The sequence below is a fragment of the Stenotrophomonas sp. 109824_Sma genome (assembly GCF_056480025.1).
The window spans coordinates 726,194-739,424 of record NZ_CM151078.1 but is presented as its reverse complement, the minus strand read 5'-3'; the positions used below and the strand labels follow the sequence as shown (position 1 = coordinate 739,424).

General features: G+C 67.6%; 13 protein-coding genes. 6 read left to right on the top strand and 7 right to left on the bottom strand.

Translation table 11 applies throughout. The annotated features are described in order from the left end of the window. Positions 1-34 precede the first annotated feature (34 nt). Entirely contained in the window at positions 35-853 is an 819-nt protein-coding gene (gene rsmI / locus ACZK1G_RS03360) for a 16S rRNA (cytidine(1402)-2'-O)-methyltransferase (RefSeq protein WP_014035976.1), read from the bottom strand. Between the two features lie 81 nt (positions 854-934). On the opposite strand from rsmI, the gene ACZK1G_RS03355 reads away from it, so the two are divergent. The 4 genes from ACZK1G_RS03355 to ACZK1G_RS03340 all read left to right on the top strand — a co-directional run bounded on the left by ACZK1G_RS03355 (position 935) and on the right by ACZK1G_RS03340 (position 5,115). Beyond that, positions 935-2,656, top strand: a complete 1,722-nt coding sequence (locus tag ACZK1G_RS03355; RefSeq protein ID WP_049443179.1) for a penicillin-binding protein activator — start codon at positions 935-937, stop codon at positions 2,654-2,656. After that, a complete protein-coding gene (locus tag ACZK1G_RS03350; RefSeq protein ID WP_197622236.1) occupies positions 2,646-3,014 on the top strand; it encodes a YraN family protein in 369 nt (122 codons plus the stop codon). Before ACZK1G_RS03355 ends, ACZK1G_RS03350 begins: the two co-directional genes overlap by 11 nt. 110 nt (positions 3,015-3,124) lie before the next feature. Next, complete coding sequence (locus ACZK1G_RS03345) at positions 3,125-3,733, top strand: metal-dependent hydrolase (protein ID WP_101764931.1); 609 nt, start codon at positions 3,125-3,127, stop codon at positions 3,731-3,733. Then, a complete protein-coding gene (locus ACZK1G_RS03340; RefSeq protein ID WP_049443137.1) occupies positions 3,730-5,115 on the top strand; it encodes an FAD-binding oxidoreductase in 1,386 nt (461 codons plus the stop codon). Before ACZK1G_RS03345 ends, ACZK1G_RS03340 begins: the two co-directional genes overlap by 4 nt. Before the next feature lie 38 nt (positions 5,116-5,153). Here the strand turns inward: ACZK1G_RS03340 and ACZK1G_RS03335 are convergent, their stop codons facing one another. Further along, positions 5,154-7,175: an acyltransferase family protein gene (locus tag ACZK1G_RS03335; RefSeq protein WP_101764930.1), complete on the bottom strand. Its 2,022-nt coding sequence runs from the start codon at positions 7,173-7,175 to the stop codon at positions 5,154-5,156. A gap of 424 nt (positions 7,176-7,599) precedes the next feature. Between ACZK1G_RS03335 and ACZK1G_RS03330 the strand changes: the two genes are divergently transcribed. Both ACZK1G_RS03330 and ACZK1G_RS03325 read left to right on the top strand, forming a co-directional pair. After that, positions 7,600-8,010, top strand: coding sequence for a hypothetical protein (locus tag ACZK1G_RS03330; RefSeq protein WP_049438571.1), 411 nt, complete (start codon positions 7,600-7,602; stop codon positions 8,008-8,010). A gap of 128 nt (positions 8,011-8,138) precedes the next feature. After that, positions 8,139-8,510: a DUF805 domain-containing protein gene (locus ACZK1G_RS03325; RefSeq protein ID WP_049443135.1), complete on the top strand. Its 372-nt coding sequence runs from the start codon at positions 8,139-8,141 to the stop codon at positions 8,508-8,510. A 758-nt stretch (positions 8,511-9,268) separates the two neighbouring features. On the opposite strand, the gene thiL is transcribed toward ACZK1G_RS03325, so the two are convergent. From thiL to ACZK1G_RS03300, 5 genes are all read right to left on the bottom strand, one after another. After that, positions 9,269-10,231 (bottom strand): thiamine-phosphate kinase, encoded by a 963-nt coding sequence (gene thiL / locus ACZK1G_RS03320; protein WP_101764929.1) that lies wholly within the window; start codon positions 10,229-10,231, stop codon positions 9,269-9,271. A 120-nt stretch (positions 10,232-10,351) separates the two neighbouring features. Further along, positions 10,352-10,831, bottom strand: coding sequence for a transcription antitermination factor NusB (gene nusB, locus ACZK1G_RS03315; RefSeq protein WP_005408062.1), 480 nt, complete (start codon positions 10,829-10,831; stop codon positions 10,352-10,354). Continuing rightward, positions 10,828-11,295: a 6,7-dimethyl-8-ribityllumazine synthase gene (gene ribH / locus ACZK1G_RS03310; protein WP_049443133.1), complete on the bottom strand. Its 468-nt coding sequence runs from the start codon at positions 11,293-11,295 to the stop codon at positions 10,828-10,830. Before ribH ends, nusB begins: the two co-directional genes overlap by 4 nt. A gap of 194 nt (positions 11,296-11,489) precedes the next feature. After that, a complete protein-coding gene (ribB, locus tag ACZK1G_RS03305) occupies positions 11,490-12,590 on the bottom strand; it encodes a 3,4-dihydroxy-2-butanone-4-phosphate synthase (protein ID WP_049443132.1) in 1,101 nt (366 codons plus the stop codon). Then, positions 12,587-13,189, bottom strand: a complete 603-nt coding sequence (locus ACZK1G_RS03300; RefSeq protein WP_049443131.1) for a riboflavin synthase — start codon at positions 13,187-13,189, stop codon at positions 12,587-12,589. The genes ribB and ACZK1G_RS03300 overlap by 4 nt, the downstream gene beginning before the upstream one ends. Between the last annotated feature and the right edge of the window lie 42 nt (positions 13,190-13,231).

Genomic DNA, 13,231 nt, shown 5'->3' with positions numbered 1-13,231 from the left:
TTTAGTGGGTGCGGACCTTGGTCCGCACGATCGATCAACTGCCGTACAACGCCTTGCGCGGTGCGCCGGTCAACTCGGCGGCCAGCTTGGCGGCGGTCGACGGCGGCAGGTGCTCACTCAGTTTGGCGTACACGCGGCGACCATGGGCCAGCTGCGCTTCTTCATCATCACCCGCGCCCTGCACCATCACCACGAACTCGCCCTTGCGCTGGTTGTCGTCGGCTTCCACCTTGGCCAACAAGCCGGCCAGGTCGCCATCGAGCACGGTCTCGAACAGCTTGGTCAGCTCGCGGGCGAGCACCGCCGGGCGTTCGCCACCGAAGATCGCCGCCATGTCGGCCAGCGATTCGGCAATGCGGTGCGAGGATTCGTAGAACACCATCGTGCGCACTTCGCCGGCCAGCGTCTGCAGCCGGTCGCGGCGACCACTGGCCTTGGCCGGCAGGAAACCCTCGAAACTGAAACGGTCGCTGGGCAGGCCGGCCACGCTCAGCGCGGCGATGGCGGCGCAGGCACCGGGAACCGGGCTGACCTTGATGCCCGCCGCGCGCGCGGCACGCACCAGCCGGAAACCGGGATCGCTGACCAGCGGGGTGCCGGCATCGCTGACCAGCGCCAGCGACTCGCCGGCCTGCAGGCGCGAGACCAGGCGCTGCGCCAGGGCCTCTTCATTGTGTTCGTGCAGGGCCACCAGTGGTTGCTGGATGCCGAAATGGGACAGCAGCTGGCCGCTGCGGCGGGTGTCCTCGGCACAGATGGCCGCCACCGAACGCAGCACCTCCTGCGCGCGCGGGCTCAGATCGGCCAGGTTGCCGATCGGGGTGGCGACGACGTACAGGGTTGGGACACTCATTTCAGCGGTACTCACGGGGCAAGGGTAGAATCGTAGCGTGTACCCGGCCAAGGCCGCTGCCCTCATCGCATGGACCCGATCATGAACAAGCCCGCCGCACGGATCTCCGCCCTGTCGTTGTCGCTGATGCTGCTGGCCGGTTGTGCCACCACCAGCCTGACCAGCACGCCCGATTCGCCGGCCCAGAGCCAGGCGCTGGCGCTGATCGAACAGGGCAAGCCGCGCGACGCCGCGCTGCAGCTGGAAGGCCTGGCCGCCACCCTGCGCGGCGGCGCCCGCAGCAACGCGCTGGCCGATGCGGCCTGGGCCTGGCACCTCGCCGGTGACAGTGCCCGCGCGCGCAGCCTGCTCGGCCAGCTCACCGCGCGCCAGCTGTCCGGCGCCAGCCTACAGCGCTACCAGCTGACCGGTGCCGAGCTGGCCCTGGCCGACAAGCAGCCGGCGCAGGCGCTGGCCCTGCTGAAGGATCATGCCGACAGCGTTGCGGTCGGCCTGCGCACCCGCTGGCTGCTGGCCCGCGCCCAGGCCCTGCAGGGCACCGGCGATGCCTTCGGTGCCGCCACCGAGCGTGCCCGCGCTCACGCCAGCCTGACCGGCAGCGCGCGCAGCGAGAACCAGGCCGCCATCTCCGGCCTGCTCGGCACCCTCGACGACGCCACCCTGCACAGCCGTGCCGCCGCCCTGCCGGCCAACGACCCGCTGTACAACTTCGCCGGTCGTGCGCTGATCGCGCGCGGCCTGCCGCTGCCGCGCCCGTTCGACCGCGATGGCGCGGCCCAGTTCGACACCAGCAAGCGTCCGCCGGCGATGAGCGACGGCTACCGCCCGCCGGCCAAGCTGGCCGTGCTGCTGCCGCTCAGCGGCCGCCTGGCCACCGCCGCACAGCCGGTGCGCGATGGCCTGTTGAGCGCTTACTACGGTGAAAGCCGCCGCCGCCCGGACATCAACTTCTTCGACACCGCCGGCACTCCGGCCGGTGCCCTCGCTGCCTATGACAAGGCCGTCGCCTCCGGTGCCGACTTCGTGGTCGGTCCGCTGGGCCGCGACGAAGTGGACGCCGTGTACGGCCGCCAGCAGCTGCAGGTGCCGGTGCTGGCCCTGAACCGCGGCAAGGACGCACCGCCGGCCGGCAGCGCCGGTTTCTCGCTGGCGCCGGAAGACGACGGCATCGTCGCCGCCGAATACCTGCGTGGACGCGAACGCAACCGCGCACTGGTGATCAGCAGCAATGACGACACCGGCCGCCGTTCCGCCGCCGCCTTCGCGCAGCGATTCGCGCAGCGCGGTGGCCAGGTGGTAGCGACCGTCGGCGTCAGCGACGCGGTGGGCGACATCGGCGCCCAGGTGCGCAATGCCGGCCAGGTCGATGCGGTGTTCCTCGCCGTGCGTGCGCCGCAGGCCCGCCTGCTCGCACCGCAGCTGGCGCTGGCCGGTGCCGGTGGCGCCACCCGCGTCGGCACCTCGCAGCTGACCGTCGGCAGCGGCAAGGTGGAAGAAGACGTGGCGCTGGACGGCATCGTCTACCCGAACGAAGCCTGGAACGTGCGCAGCGTGTCCGGACTGCCTTCGGCCAGCCAGGTGGCCAGCACCCTGCCGAGCGCACGCGGTGCGGCCGGCCGCCTGTTCGCCTTCGGCGCCGATGCCTGGAAGATCACCGCCTATTTGGACAAGCTGTCCAACGAAGGCGGCCTGGACGGTGCCACCGGCACCCTGTTCCTGGACAGCAACGGCAACATCCTGCGCCAGCCGGCATGGTCGACCTTCAATGGCGGCCGGCCGATGCCGATCGTCGGTGGTCGCTGAGCGCAGCCAACGCGGCTCGGCGGTGGAAGCCGCCGCCGAGCAGCATCTGCAACAGGCCGGACTGCAGCCGCGTGCGCGCAACGTGCGTTATCGCGGCGGTGAACTGGACCTGGTGATGGACGATGCCGGCACCGTGGTGTTCGTGGAAGTGCGCTATCGCGCGCGCTCCGATTTCGGTGGCGGCGCCGCCTCGGTGGATGCGCGCAAATGCCGGCGCCTGGTGCATGCCGCGCAGCTGTACCTGCAGGACCACCCGGCGCTGGCAAATGCGCCCTGCCGCTTCGACGTGGTCGAAGCCAGTGGCGAACCACCGCAGCTGCACTGGCTGCGGGATGCATTCCGGCTGGATGACTGCTGATGATTTCCGTCCGCTCTGGTAGAGGCCGACCTTGGTCGACGCTTCTGTGCCAACCAAGGTTGGCACCTACCAGAGCGCAGCCAGGCCGGCACTACCACGGTGCGTGACTGATGCCGTCGATCATCACCCATGCCGCTGTGCCGTTGGCGCTCTGGTGCGCCGCTGATCGTGGCCGCATCCCGTCGCGCCTGCTGGTTGCCGGCGTGATTGCAGCGATGCTGCCGGATGCCGATGTGCTGGCCTTCGCGCTGCACATTCCCTACGCCGATGCGTTCGGCCATCGCGGTGCCAGTCATTCACTGCTGTTTGCCGGCGTGCTGGCGGCATTGGCCGCGGTGTTGGCGTTCTTTGGTAGTCGCCGACCTTGGTCGGCGGTTTCGTGCCAACCAAGGTTGGCACCTACCAAGGCAGGGCCAACGGTGGCATCGACCGTACAAGCGGCGGTGTTCGTCTTCGTCTGCGCCGCCAGCCATCCGCTGCTGGATGCGATGACCTCCGGCGGCCTCGGCGTCGCGCTGACCTGGCCGTGGAGTGAACACCGCTTCTTCGCACCGTGGCGACCGATCCGCGTTTCACCGTTTGCCCCACAGTTCTTCAGCGCACGCGGCGTGGCTACCCTGCTCTCCGAACTGCGCTGGGTGTGGCTGCCGCTGGCCGGCGCCGTTGTCGCCTGGAAACTTATCCAACCCGCTCCCGCTGCCCCACGAGATCCGTCATGAGTCCTGCCCTGCCCGCCACCCTGGTTGCCGAACTGTCCGCCCTGCTGGGCGCGGAGGGCTGGCGCATGGATGACGGCGCGCTGGAGGCCAACGCGCAGGACAACTCGTGGCGCCACCAGCGTCCGGCGGCGGTGGCGCTGCCTGCCGACATCGAACAGGTGCAGGCACTGGTGCGCGCCTGCCGCGCGCATGGCGTGGCCCTGGTCGCACGTGGCGCCGGAACCGGCACCACCGGCGCAGCGGTCCCGCAGCCGGGCAGCATCGTACTGTCGTTCACCCGCATGGACCGCATCGTCGAAATCCGCGCCGGTGATCGCTGCGCGATCGTGCAGCCGGGTGTGCTCAACGGGACCCTGCAGCAGGCACTGTCCCCGCACGGCCTGTTCTGGGCGCCGGATCCATCCAGCGCCGAGATCTGCAGCATCGGTGGCAACCTCGCCTGCAACGCCGGCGGCCCGCGCGCGGTGAAGTACGGCACCAGCCGCGACAATGTGCTGGGCCTGGTGGCGGTGACTGGCACCGGCGACGTGATCCGCTGCGGTGGCGCCTACACCAAGGACGCCACCGGCTATGACCTCACGCATCTGCTGGTGGGCAGCGAAGGCACGCTGGCACTGATCGTGGAAGCCACGCTGAAGCTGACCCCGTTGCCGGTCAGCCAGGCCGGGCTGCGCGTGTTGTACCGCGATGCCGATGCCGCCGCCGCTGCCGTGTCGCGGTTGATGTCGCAACCGGTGGTACCCACCCGCCTGGAATTCATGGACGCGCGCAGCCTGGAGCTGCTGCGGCTGAATGGTGCCGACGTGCCGGAGGCCGGTGCGATGCTGCTGGTCGAAGCCGATGGTGACCACGACACCCTGCCCTATCTGCTGCAGGCATTGGCTAGCGCCGCCGAAGGCGACGGCATGATCGAGCTGGACGTGGCGATGGAAGGCCGTGCACGCGACCAGCTGTGGGCCGCACGCAAGGCACTGTCGCCTGCGCTGCGCAGCGTTGCGCCGGGAAAGATCAATGAAGACGTGGTGGTCCCGGTATCGCGCATCCCGGAACTGGTGGGCGGCGTGCAAGCATTGGCACGCGACTACGCGCTGACCATCGTCACCTTCGGCCATGCCGGCAACGGCAACCTGCACGTCAATATCCTCTATCACCCGGAGGATGCCGACGAGAACGCGCGCGCGCATGCCGCGCTGCCGAAGATCTTCGAACTGACGCTGGCGCTGGGTGGCACGCTGTCCGGCGAACACGGCATTGGCCTGGCCAAGCGCGATTTCATGGTGCAGGCGTTCACTGCGGAAACGCTGGCGACGATGCGCGCGATCAAGGCCGCACTGGACCCGGACGGCATCCTCAATCCGGGCAAGGTGCTGCCGCCGGTTTAGGCCGCGCACCTACCTGTAGAGCCGAGTCGTGCTCGGCTCTACAACAGCTTGTCGCTCGCGATATCGATCAGGGTCTGACGGAAGCTGGGCAACAGCACGCGGTTGCCATGCCCGCTCAGATGGTCATTGTCGAAGAACAACGGCTCACCGTCTTCCACTGCCGAGCAGGTCTGCGGCCCGCACAGCAACGGCAACGGGTCCCACACAGTCAACGCGGGATAGCGCGCAGCCAGCTCCGCCAGCAGTGCCATCTGCGGCACGCGCAGCATTTCCAGATCCGCACGCGGCATGCTCAGACCGCCGGCACACGCTGGATTGCGGCGATTGAACCAATCCGAACAGCGGTACGCACCCGCCTTGAACAACGGCAGCGGTGCATCCACAACCACGTGCACGCCCAGCTTCTGCAAACGCCCAAGAACACGATCAGCCTCATCACGCGCCGCCTGCGCATGGGCCGGCGTGCGCTCGTCCAGTAGTTGTTGATAGATCTGCTGTGCGTCCTGCTGCTGCCAATCGAACCCACGCAACTCCGGCATGCGCAGTGCCGCCAGCAGCACGATGTCACCGGCACGTGCCTCGTTCTCGATGGTCGACAACGCGTCCTCAATGAAGTCCTGGCAGTCCGGCGGGCTGGCCCGCAGCAGGTTGACGAAGCTGCAGCCGCCACGATCCTGCTGCTGCACCTCCATGCCGGTCTGCCGCGCGACCATGCTGGTCATCGTGCGATACGCCGCCGCGTGCGAGTCGCCCACCACGAACAGGCGCCGCCCGTCGAGCGCTTGCGCACTCACCGGCTCCAGCGGTCGCCAGGCCGGATAGCGGCGCGCCTGCCATGCATAACCGTCGCGGGTCACGCTCAGCGAGACCTGCTCGTGGTACTCCACCGTGGCCCAGGCGCCTGCGCCGCATAGCGCCACCACCGGCAGCGCCGTCGCCAGCACCTTGCCCGGTGCCAGGCGCAGCAGCGGCGCCGCACTGCGCAGCGGGCGCTCGATGAAGTGATACGACGCAGCGGATACCGCCAGCAGCAGCACCGGATACAGCCACAGCGCCGGGCCATGCAGCCCGTACGTCCAGCGCAGCAGCACCAGCAACGGCCAATGCCACAGGTACAGCGAATACGAAAGGCGCCCCAGATAGGCCAGTGGCGCCCACCCCAGCGCGCGACCGATGCGGGACGTGCCGCTTACGGTCACGCTGGTCAACAGCAGCAGGGTACCGGCCACGGTCGCCAGCACGCCCGGCACCGGCATCGCCAGCTGCGGTGCGATCACCACGCCTGCGGCCAGCAGCGCCAGGCCGGCCGCCGCAACCATGCCACCGTTCTGGCCCGGCGTACGCGTACGCATCCACTGGTACAGCAGCGCGCCCGCGGCCAGCTCCCAGAATCGCGCCGGCAGCAGATAGAACGCTGCCGCCGGTGCCGATTTCGCCTGCCAGCCCGCCCACGCCAGCGACAACACGGTGAGCACCGGCAACAGCCAACGCGACCACGGCCAACGCTCACGCCCGCGCATCCACACGAAGAACAACAGCGGGAAAATCAGATAGAACTGTTCCTCTACGCCCAGCGTCCACGTATGCAGGAACGGATTGAGTTCAGCACCGGGTGAGAAGTAGTCGTCCTGCTGGCCGGCCAGCACGATGTTGCTGAAGCCGACCAGCGCGGCCCAACCGGTCTGGTCGAACTGCTCATTGCGCCACGCGCGGGGGATGAACAGTGCCGACAGCACGAAGGTCGCCATCAGCATCACCAGCAACGCCGGCAACAGGCGCAACACGCGGCGACGGTAGAAGTCGAGCAGCATGGCACCCAGCGATGCATGGGTGCGCGAGGCCAGCGACTGGCTGATCACGAAGCCGGACACCACAAAGAACAGGTCCACACCGGTGAAGCCGCCGGGCAGCCACGTCGCATTGGTGTGGAAGACGACGACAGCCAGCACCGCCAATGCGCGCAGGCCATCGATGGCCGCGTTGTGGGAACGTTCGGGAGGGGACATATGGGCAACGGGTGGAGAACGACCTAACAGCATCACCACCGCTGCCGCAGTCATTCAATGGATGATCGCGACAGACGTGGACATTGTTCAGTTCCTGTCCCAGCTCGGCTCTAAAGGAATGTCGCAATTGCCACACTGAAGCGCGCGCCGCACATCTGTAACGTTTTCGAATTTTCAAATCTTTCTCATTGGCATACGTGGCCCTTCATGCAAATCATGTAGCGCCACCGACAACGGGTGGCACGGGCTTCCAATCCCGTTTGGTTAATGTTGTTTACGCTTGCCTGCCGGCGTCGCTCTTTCCTTGTTGGGTGGCGTCGGCAGGCAATCTGTCCGTGCATCTATGGCGGGCGGTGCGTGGGGGCCTCGTGCCCGCCGGCATTTGACGACGTTAACCACCGGTATTGGAACCACGCACCGTCCGCCACCCTCGCTGTTAAGCGGGGTGGCCCCTTGCCGCTTGCACAAGGACGCCGCCATGACCGCCTCCCCCTACCCGCACCTGTTCGCCACCCTGGGCGACGCCGCCACGCGCCTGCCGGATGATCTGGCGCGCACACTGGAAGACACGTTCGTTGCACTACAGAGCGGCAACAGCGCCGGGGCCATCACCTTGCAGGCCTGCCTGCAGTACATCCGCCAGGGCGATGCGGCCGATGGCCAGCCGTGGCCCGGCAACAACCGCACGCCCGGGCAACGCCTGGCCCTGGCGCGCATCGACCGCGCCAATGCGGGGCTGAGCTTCCTGCTGGAACTACTGCACGCCACCGAACGCGTCCGCGTGGACGGTGATATTGACCAGCAGATGGGCGATGGCGCGCGCGAGGGCCTGCTGCTGGCCTGTCGAGGGCTGGCCGAGTATGTGGATGTGCAGTTGCGGGCGGCGTGAGCTTCCAACGACGCGAACTGCGGGCAAGCGCCCATTTCAGTCGCACGCTGCGCGCAATTGCAATGATTACGATGGTTCATCATTACAGGCGCACCAATAGTGGGCCCTTCTTTTCAGGGAGTGCCCAGATGCACAAGATGATGATTCCGCTTTCCCGCTATGCGCAGTTCAGCGGGCGCGCCAGCCGCAGTGAGTTCTGGTGGTTCCAGTTGTTCATCGTGATCGTTTCGATCCCGTTGTACATCCTGAGCTTCTATGCCGGTTACAGCGATTCGCAGGGCCTGGCACTCATCGCGACCGGTCTTAGCGTGGTGATGTGGCTGGTGTTCGCCTTGCCTTGTATTGCGGCGACCATCCGCCGCCTGCACGACACCGATCGCTCGGGCTGGTGGATGCTGCTGGCATTCGTGCCGTTCGTCAGCCTGGTGCTGCTGGTATTCCTGCTGCTGCCCAGCACGCCGGGCGACAACCGCTTCGGTGCGCCGGTTCCGCACGCGTAACCTCCCCGCTTCGGTAGGTGTCGACCTTGGTCGACGCATTCGTGCCAACCAAGGTTGGCACCTACCAGAGCAATGCCGAGGTGCCTCTGCGTTGGTAGGTGTCGACCTTGGTCGACACGGTGTTGCCACGGGTGGCTGACACATTCGTGCCAACCAAGGTTGGCACCTACCAGAGCAATGCCGAGGTGCCTCTGCGTTGGTAGGTGTCGACCTTGGTCGACACGGTGTTGCCACGGGCGGCTGACACATTCGTGCCAACCAAGGTTGGCACCTACCAGAGCAATGCCGAGGTGCCTCTGCGTTGGTAGGTGTCGACCTTGGTCCACACGGTGCTGCCACGGACGGCTGACACATTCGTGCCATCCAAGGTTGGCACCTACCAGAGCAATGCCGAGGTGCCTCTGCGTTGGTAGGTGTCGACCTTGGTCGACACGGTGTTGCCACGGGCGGCTGACACATTCGTGCCATCCAAGGTTGGCACCTACCAGAGCAATGCCGAGGTGCCTCTGCGTTGGTAGGTGTCGACCTTGGTCGACACGGTGCTGCCACGGACGGCTGACACATTCGTGCCAACCAAGGTTGGCACCTACCAGAGCAATGCCGAGGTGCCTCTGCGTTGGTAGGTGTCGACCTTGGTCGACACGGTGTTGCCACGGGCGGCTGACACATTCGTGCCCACCAAGGTTGGCACCTACCAGAGCAACATCGATCTGACCCCACCCCGAAGGTCGGCACCCACCAGAGCAGTACCGCTGCGGCTACGCGAAGTGCTGGTAACCGCCGACGGCGGCTTCGCCATCCACGTGCACGCCCTGCCCTTCGGCAATACGACCGATGCGGGTGAGCGGCACGTCCAGCGATTCGGCCAGGTAGTGCAGCGCGTCGCGCTGGTCGGCGGCGGCGGTGAAGCACAGCTCGTAATCGTCGCCACCGCGCAGTGCGCAGTCGCGTGCACCGTCGCGGCCGAGCAGCTCACGCAGCGCGTGCGAGATCGGCAGCGAATCGGCGTCAACATGCGCGGCCACGTTGCTGCGCGTGGCGATATGACCGAGGTCGGCCAGCAGGCCATCGGACACGTCCACCGCCGCATGCGCGAAGGCACGCAGGCGCAGGCCGAGCGTTACACGCGGCGTCGGCCGCAGCAGGCGCAGGCGCAGGCTTTCGTAGTCGGCCAGCAGCGTGGCGGTGGTTACGCTCAGCGCGCCCTGCTGCCACAGGCGCAGCGCACCGGCGGCGTCACCCAGCGTGCCGCTGACCCATAGGTCGTCCCCCACCTGCGCGCGATCGCGGCGCAGCGCCTGGCCACGCCCGACCTGACCCATCGCGGTCACCGACAGCGACAGCGGGCCACGCGTGGTGTCGCCGCCGATCAGCGTGATGTCGTGCTGGTCGGCCAGTGCGAAGAAGCCATCGGCAAAGGCCTCGATCCAGTCTTCAGAGGCCTCCGGCAGTGACAGTGCCAGCGTGCACCACGCCGGGCGCGCGCCCATCGCGGCGAGGTCCGACAGGTTGACCGCCAGGGTCTTCCAGCCGATGTCGAAGGCCGGGGTCTCCACCGGAAAGTGCACGCCGCTGTTGAGCGTATCGGCGGTGACCACCAGTTGTTCGTTGGCGCGCGGCTGCAGCAGCGCGGCATCGTCACCGATGCCGAGCAGGATGTCGTCGCGCTCGAGAGTGCGGGCACGGATGCGGTCGATGAGGGCGAATTCGGCCAGGGACATGGGGCGTTCCCGCTGTTGTACGTGCCGCGCAAGGCGCGGTGGGCGGTAGTGCCGGCCGCTGGCCGGCAACCTCAGGATCCCTGCAGCTGCCGGCCAACGGCCGGCACTACCACAGGTGGGTCAGTGACCCGATTCGACCTTGCGCCATTCCACGGCGGCACGATCCAGCACGCCGTTGACATAGGTGTGGCCGTGTTCGGAACCGAAGCGCTTGGCCGATTCGATGGCTTCGTTGATCACCACGCGGTACGGCACGTCCAGGCGGTAGCGCAGTTCGTAGGCGGCCAGGCGCAGCACCGCGCGCTCGATCGCATCCACTTCCTCGATGCCACGGTCCAGGTACGGGCCGAGCGCTTCGTCGATGTCACGACGGTTGTCGAGCACGCCGTGCAGCAGCGCCTCGAAGTACGCCAGGTCAGCGATCTCGCGGGCCTGCTCGTGGGCGAACTGGGCGATCAGCGACTGTGCGTTGCCGCCGGAGATCTGCCAGGCGTAGATGGCCTGGACGGCACGACGACGGGCGCGCGAGCGCAGCACCGGATCGACGCCATCGCGGCGGACGGGTTTACCGGAGGGCTTGCCCTGGGTGTTCTTGTTCATGGCAGCTGCTCCAGAAGATTGACCATTTCCAATGCGGCGAGTGCGACTTCCTCGCCCTTGTTACCGTGGCTGCCGCCGGCACGTGCCTCGGCATCCTCAGCGCGTTCGACCGCCAGTACGCCGTTCAGCACCGGCACGCCGAAGTCCAGCTGCACGCGCATCAGGCCTTCGGCACAGCGGTCGGCCACGTGTTCGTAGTGGCGGGTGTCGCCACGGATCACGCAGCCCAGGGTGAGGATGGCGGCGTGTTCATGGGCGGCGGCCAGGCGTGCGGCCACCAGCGGCAGTTCCCAGGCACCCGGCACGCGGATCACGTCGATGTTGGCTTCGGTGATGCCGTTGCCGGCCAGGCTCAGGCGGGCGCCTGCGACCAGCGCGTCGGTGATGCGGGCGTTCCAGCGGCTGGCCAGGATGGCGAAGCGCGCCGATTCGGGAGTGCGAAGATCGCCTTCGTAGTGGCTCATATGCGGCTTGGGGGACTCGATAAGGGGGTAATTCTAGCGTGGATGGGCCCCGGCCGTGGCCGATGGGGGCCTGGGGGCGTGCCGACCAACGGTCGGCCCCCACCGGTGGCACAGGGTCGGCACCCACCGGGATTGCCGGCCGCTGGCCGGCAATCCCGGGGATGCGGTTGCCGGCCAGCGGCCGGCACTACCGATTACAGGGTGACCGTCTCCACCACTTCCAGGCCGTACCCGGCCAGGCCGATCTGGCGGCGCGGGGTGCCCAGCACGCGCAGCTTGCCCAGGCCCAGGTCGGACAGGATCTGTGCGCCGGCACCATTGCGGCGCCACTGGCCCACGTCCTTGTCCTTGCCCGGCACCACCGGCGCCGGCTGCTGGCGCAGGCGGGCCAGCAGGGCTTCGCCATCGCGCGGGGCCGACAGCACCACCATCACGCCGGCGCCCTCGGCATCGATCGCACGCAGGGCATCGGTGGCGGCCACGCCGAAATCATCGCGGCGCCAGTGCAGCAGGTCGGCCAACGGATTTTCCACCTGCACGCGGACCAGGGTCGGCGTTTCGGCATCCGGGTTGCCACGGACCAGCGCGAAATGCAGGTCGTGGGCGATGCGGTCGCGGTAGGTCACCAGCTTGAACGGACCGAATTCGGTATCGATCTCGCGCTCGTCCACGCGCTCGACGGTCTTTTCGGTGGCCAGGCGGTAGGCGATCAGGTCGGCGATGGAGCCCATCTTCAGGCCGTGCTCGCGGGCGAACACTTCCAGCTCCGGGCGGCGCGCCATGCTGCCATCCGGGTTCAGGATCTCCACAAGCACGCCGGCCGGCTCCAGCCCGGCCAGCATGGCCAGGTCCACGCCGGCTTCGGTGTGGCCGGCGCGGGTCAGCACGCCGCCCGGCTGGGCGATCAGCGGGAAGATGTGGCCCGGCTGGTGCAGGTCCGACGGCTTGGCATTGGGCTTCACCGCGGTGCGGATGGTGTGGGCGCGGTCGTGCGCCGAGATGCCCGTGGTGACGCCCTCGGCGGCCTCGATGCTGACCGTGAAGTTGGTCTGGAACTGCGCGGTGTTCGCCTGCACCATCGGCGCCAGGCCGAGGTCGGCGGCGCGGGTGCGGGTCAGCGGCAGGCACACCAGGCCACGGCCGTGGGTGACCATGAAGTTGATGTCCGACGGCTTGACCAGCTCGGCGGCCATGATCAGGTCGCCTTCGTTCTCGCGGTCTTCGTCATCGACGATGACCACCATGCGGCCCTGGCGGATGTCTTCCAGGATTTCCGGAATGGGGGCGAAATTCATGCGCGTGCTCCTTCGCCCAGCAGGCGTTCGACGTAACGGGCGACCAGGTCGATTTCAAGATTGACCGCACTGCCCACGCCCGAGGCGGAGAAGGCGGTGTTGCCCACGGTGTGCGGGATCAGGGCGACTTCGAAGCCCTCGTCGTCCACTTCGTTGACGGTGAGGCTGACGCCGTCCACGCAGATCGAGCCCTTCTTGGCGATGTAGCGGCGCAGCGAGGCCGGCGCGGCGAAACGCCAGCGCTGGGCACGTGCGTCTTCGTGGATGGACAGCACCTGGCCGAGGCCGTCGACGTGGCCGCTGACCAGATGGCCGCCGAGGCGGTCGGTCGGGCGCATGGCGCGCTCCAGGTTGATGACCGCGCCCTCGCCCAGCTGGCCCAGCGTGGTCAGTCCCAGGGTCTCGGTAGAGGCATCGGCCTGGAAGCTGCTGGCGTCGAACGCGATGACGGTGAGGCAGACGCCATTGATGGCAATGCTCTCGCCCATCTGCACGTTGTCGAACGGCAGATTCCCGACATTGAAGGTGAAGCGGACATCGCCGCCGATGGATTCGCGTGCGGCCAGACGGCCGACGCCTTCGATGATTCCAGTAAACAAGAAACGTTCTCCGCGAAAAGTGAGCGAAAAACGCCGCAAGGC

What these genes read in the sequence shown, in the direction of transcription:
- rsmI (WP_014035976.1), bottom strand. Translation starts at nt 853, where the DNA reads ATGAGTGTCCCAACCCTGTACGTCGTCGCCACCCCGATCGGCAACCTG.
- ACZK1G_RS03355 (WP_049443179.1), top strand. Translation starts at nt 935, where the DNA reads ATGAACAAGCCCGCCGCACGGATCTCCGCCCTGTCGTTGTCGCTGATG.
- ACZK1G_RS03345 (WP_101764931.1), top strand. Translation starts at nt 3,125, where the DNA reads ATGCCGTCGATCATCACCCATGCCGCTGTGCCGTTGGCGCTCTGGTGC.
- ACZK1G_RS03340 (WP_049443137.1), top strand. Translation starts at nt 3,730, where the DNA reads ATGAGTCCTGCCCTGCCCGCCACCCTGGTTGCCGAACTGTCCGCCCTG.
- ACZK1G_RS03335 (WP_101764930.1), bottom strand. Translation starts at nt 7,175, where the DNA reads ATGACTGCGGCAGCGGTGGTGATGCTGTTAGGTCGTTCTCCACCCGTT.
- ACZK1G_RS03330 (WP_049438571.1), top strand. Translation starts at nt 7,600, where the DNA reads ATGACCGCCTCCCCCTACCCGCACCTGTTCGCCACCCTGGGCGACGCC.
- ACZK1G_RS03325 (WP_049443135.1), top strand. Translation starts at nt 8,139, where the DNA reads ATGCACAAGATGATGATTCCGCTTTCCCGCTATGCGCAGTTCAGCGGG.
- thiL (WP_101764929.1), bottom strand. Translation starts at nt 10,231, where the DNA reads ATGTCCCTGGCCGAATTCGCCCTCATCGACCGCATCCGTGCCCGCACT.
- nusB (WP_005408062.1), bottom strand. Translation starts at nt 10,831, where the DNA reads ATGAACAAGAACACCCAGGGCAAGCCCTCCGGTAAACCCGTCCGCCGC.
- ribH (WP_049443133.1), bottom strand. Translation starts at nt 11,295, where the DNA reads ATGAGCCACTACGAAGGCGATCTTCGCACTCCCGAATCGGCGCGCTTC.
- ribB (WP_049443132.1), bottom strand. Translation starts at nt 12,590, where the DNA reads ATGAATTTCGCCCCCATTCCGGAAATCCTGGAAGACATCCGCCAGGGC.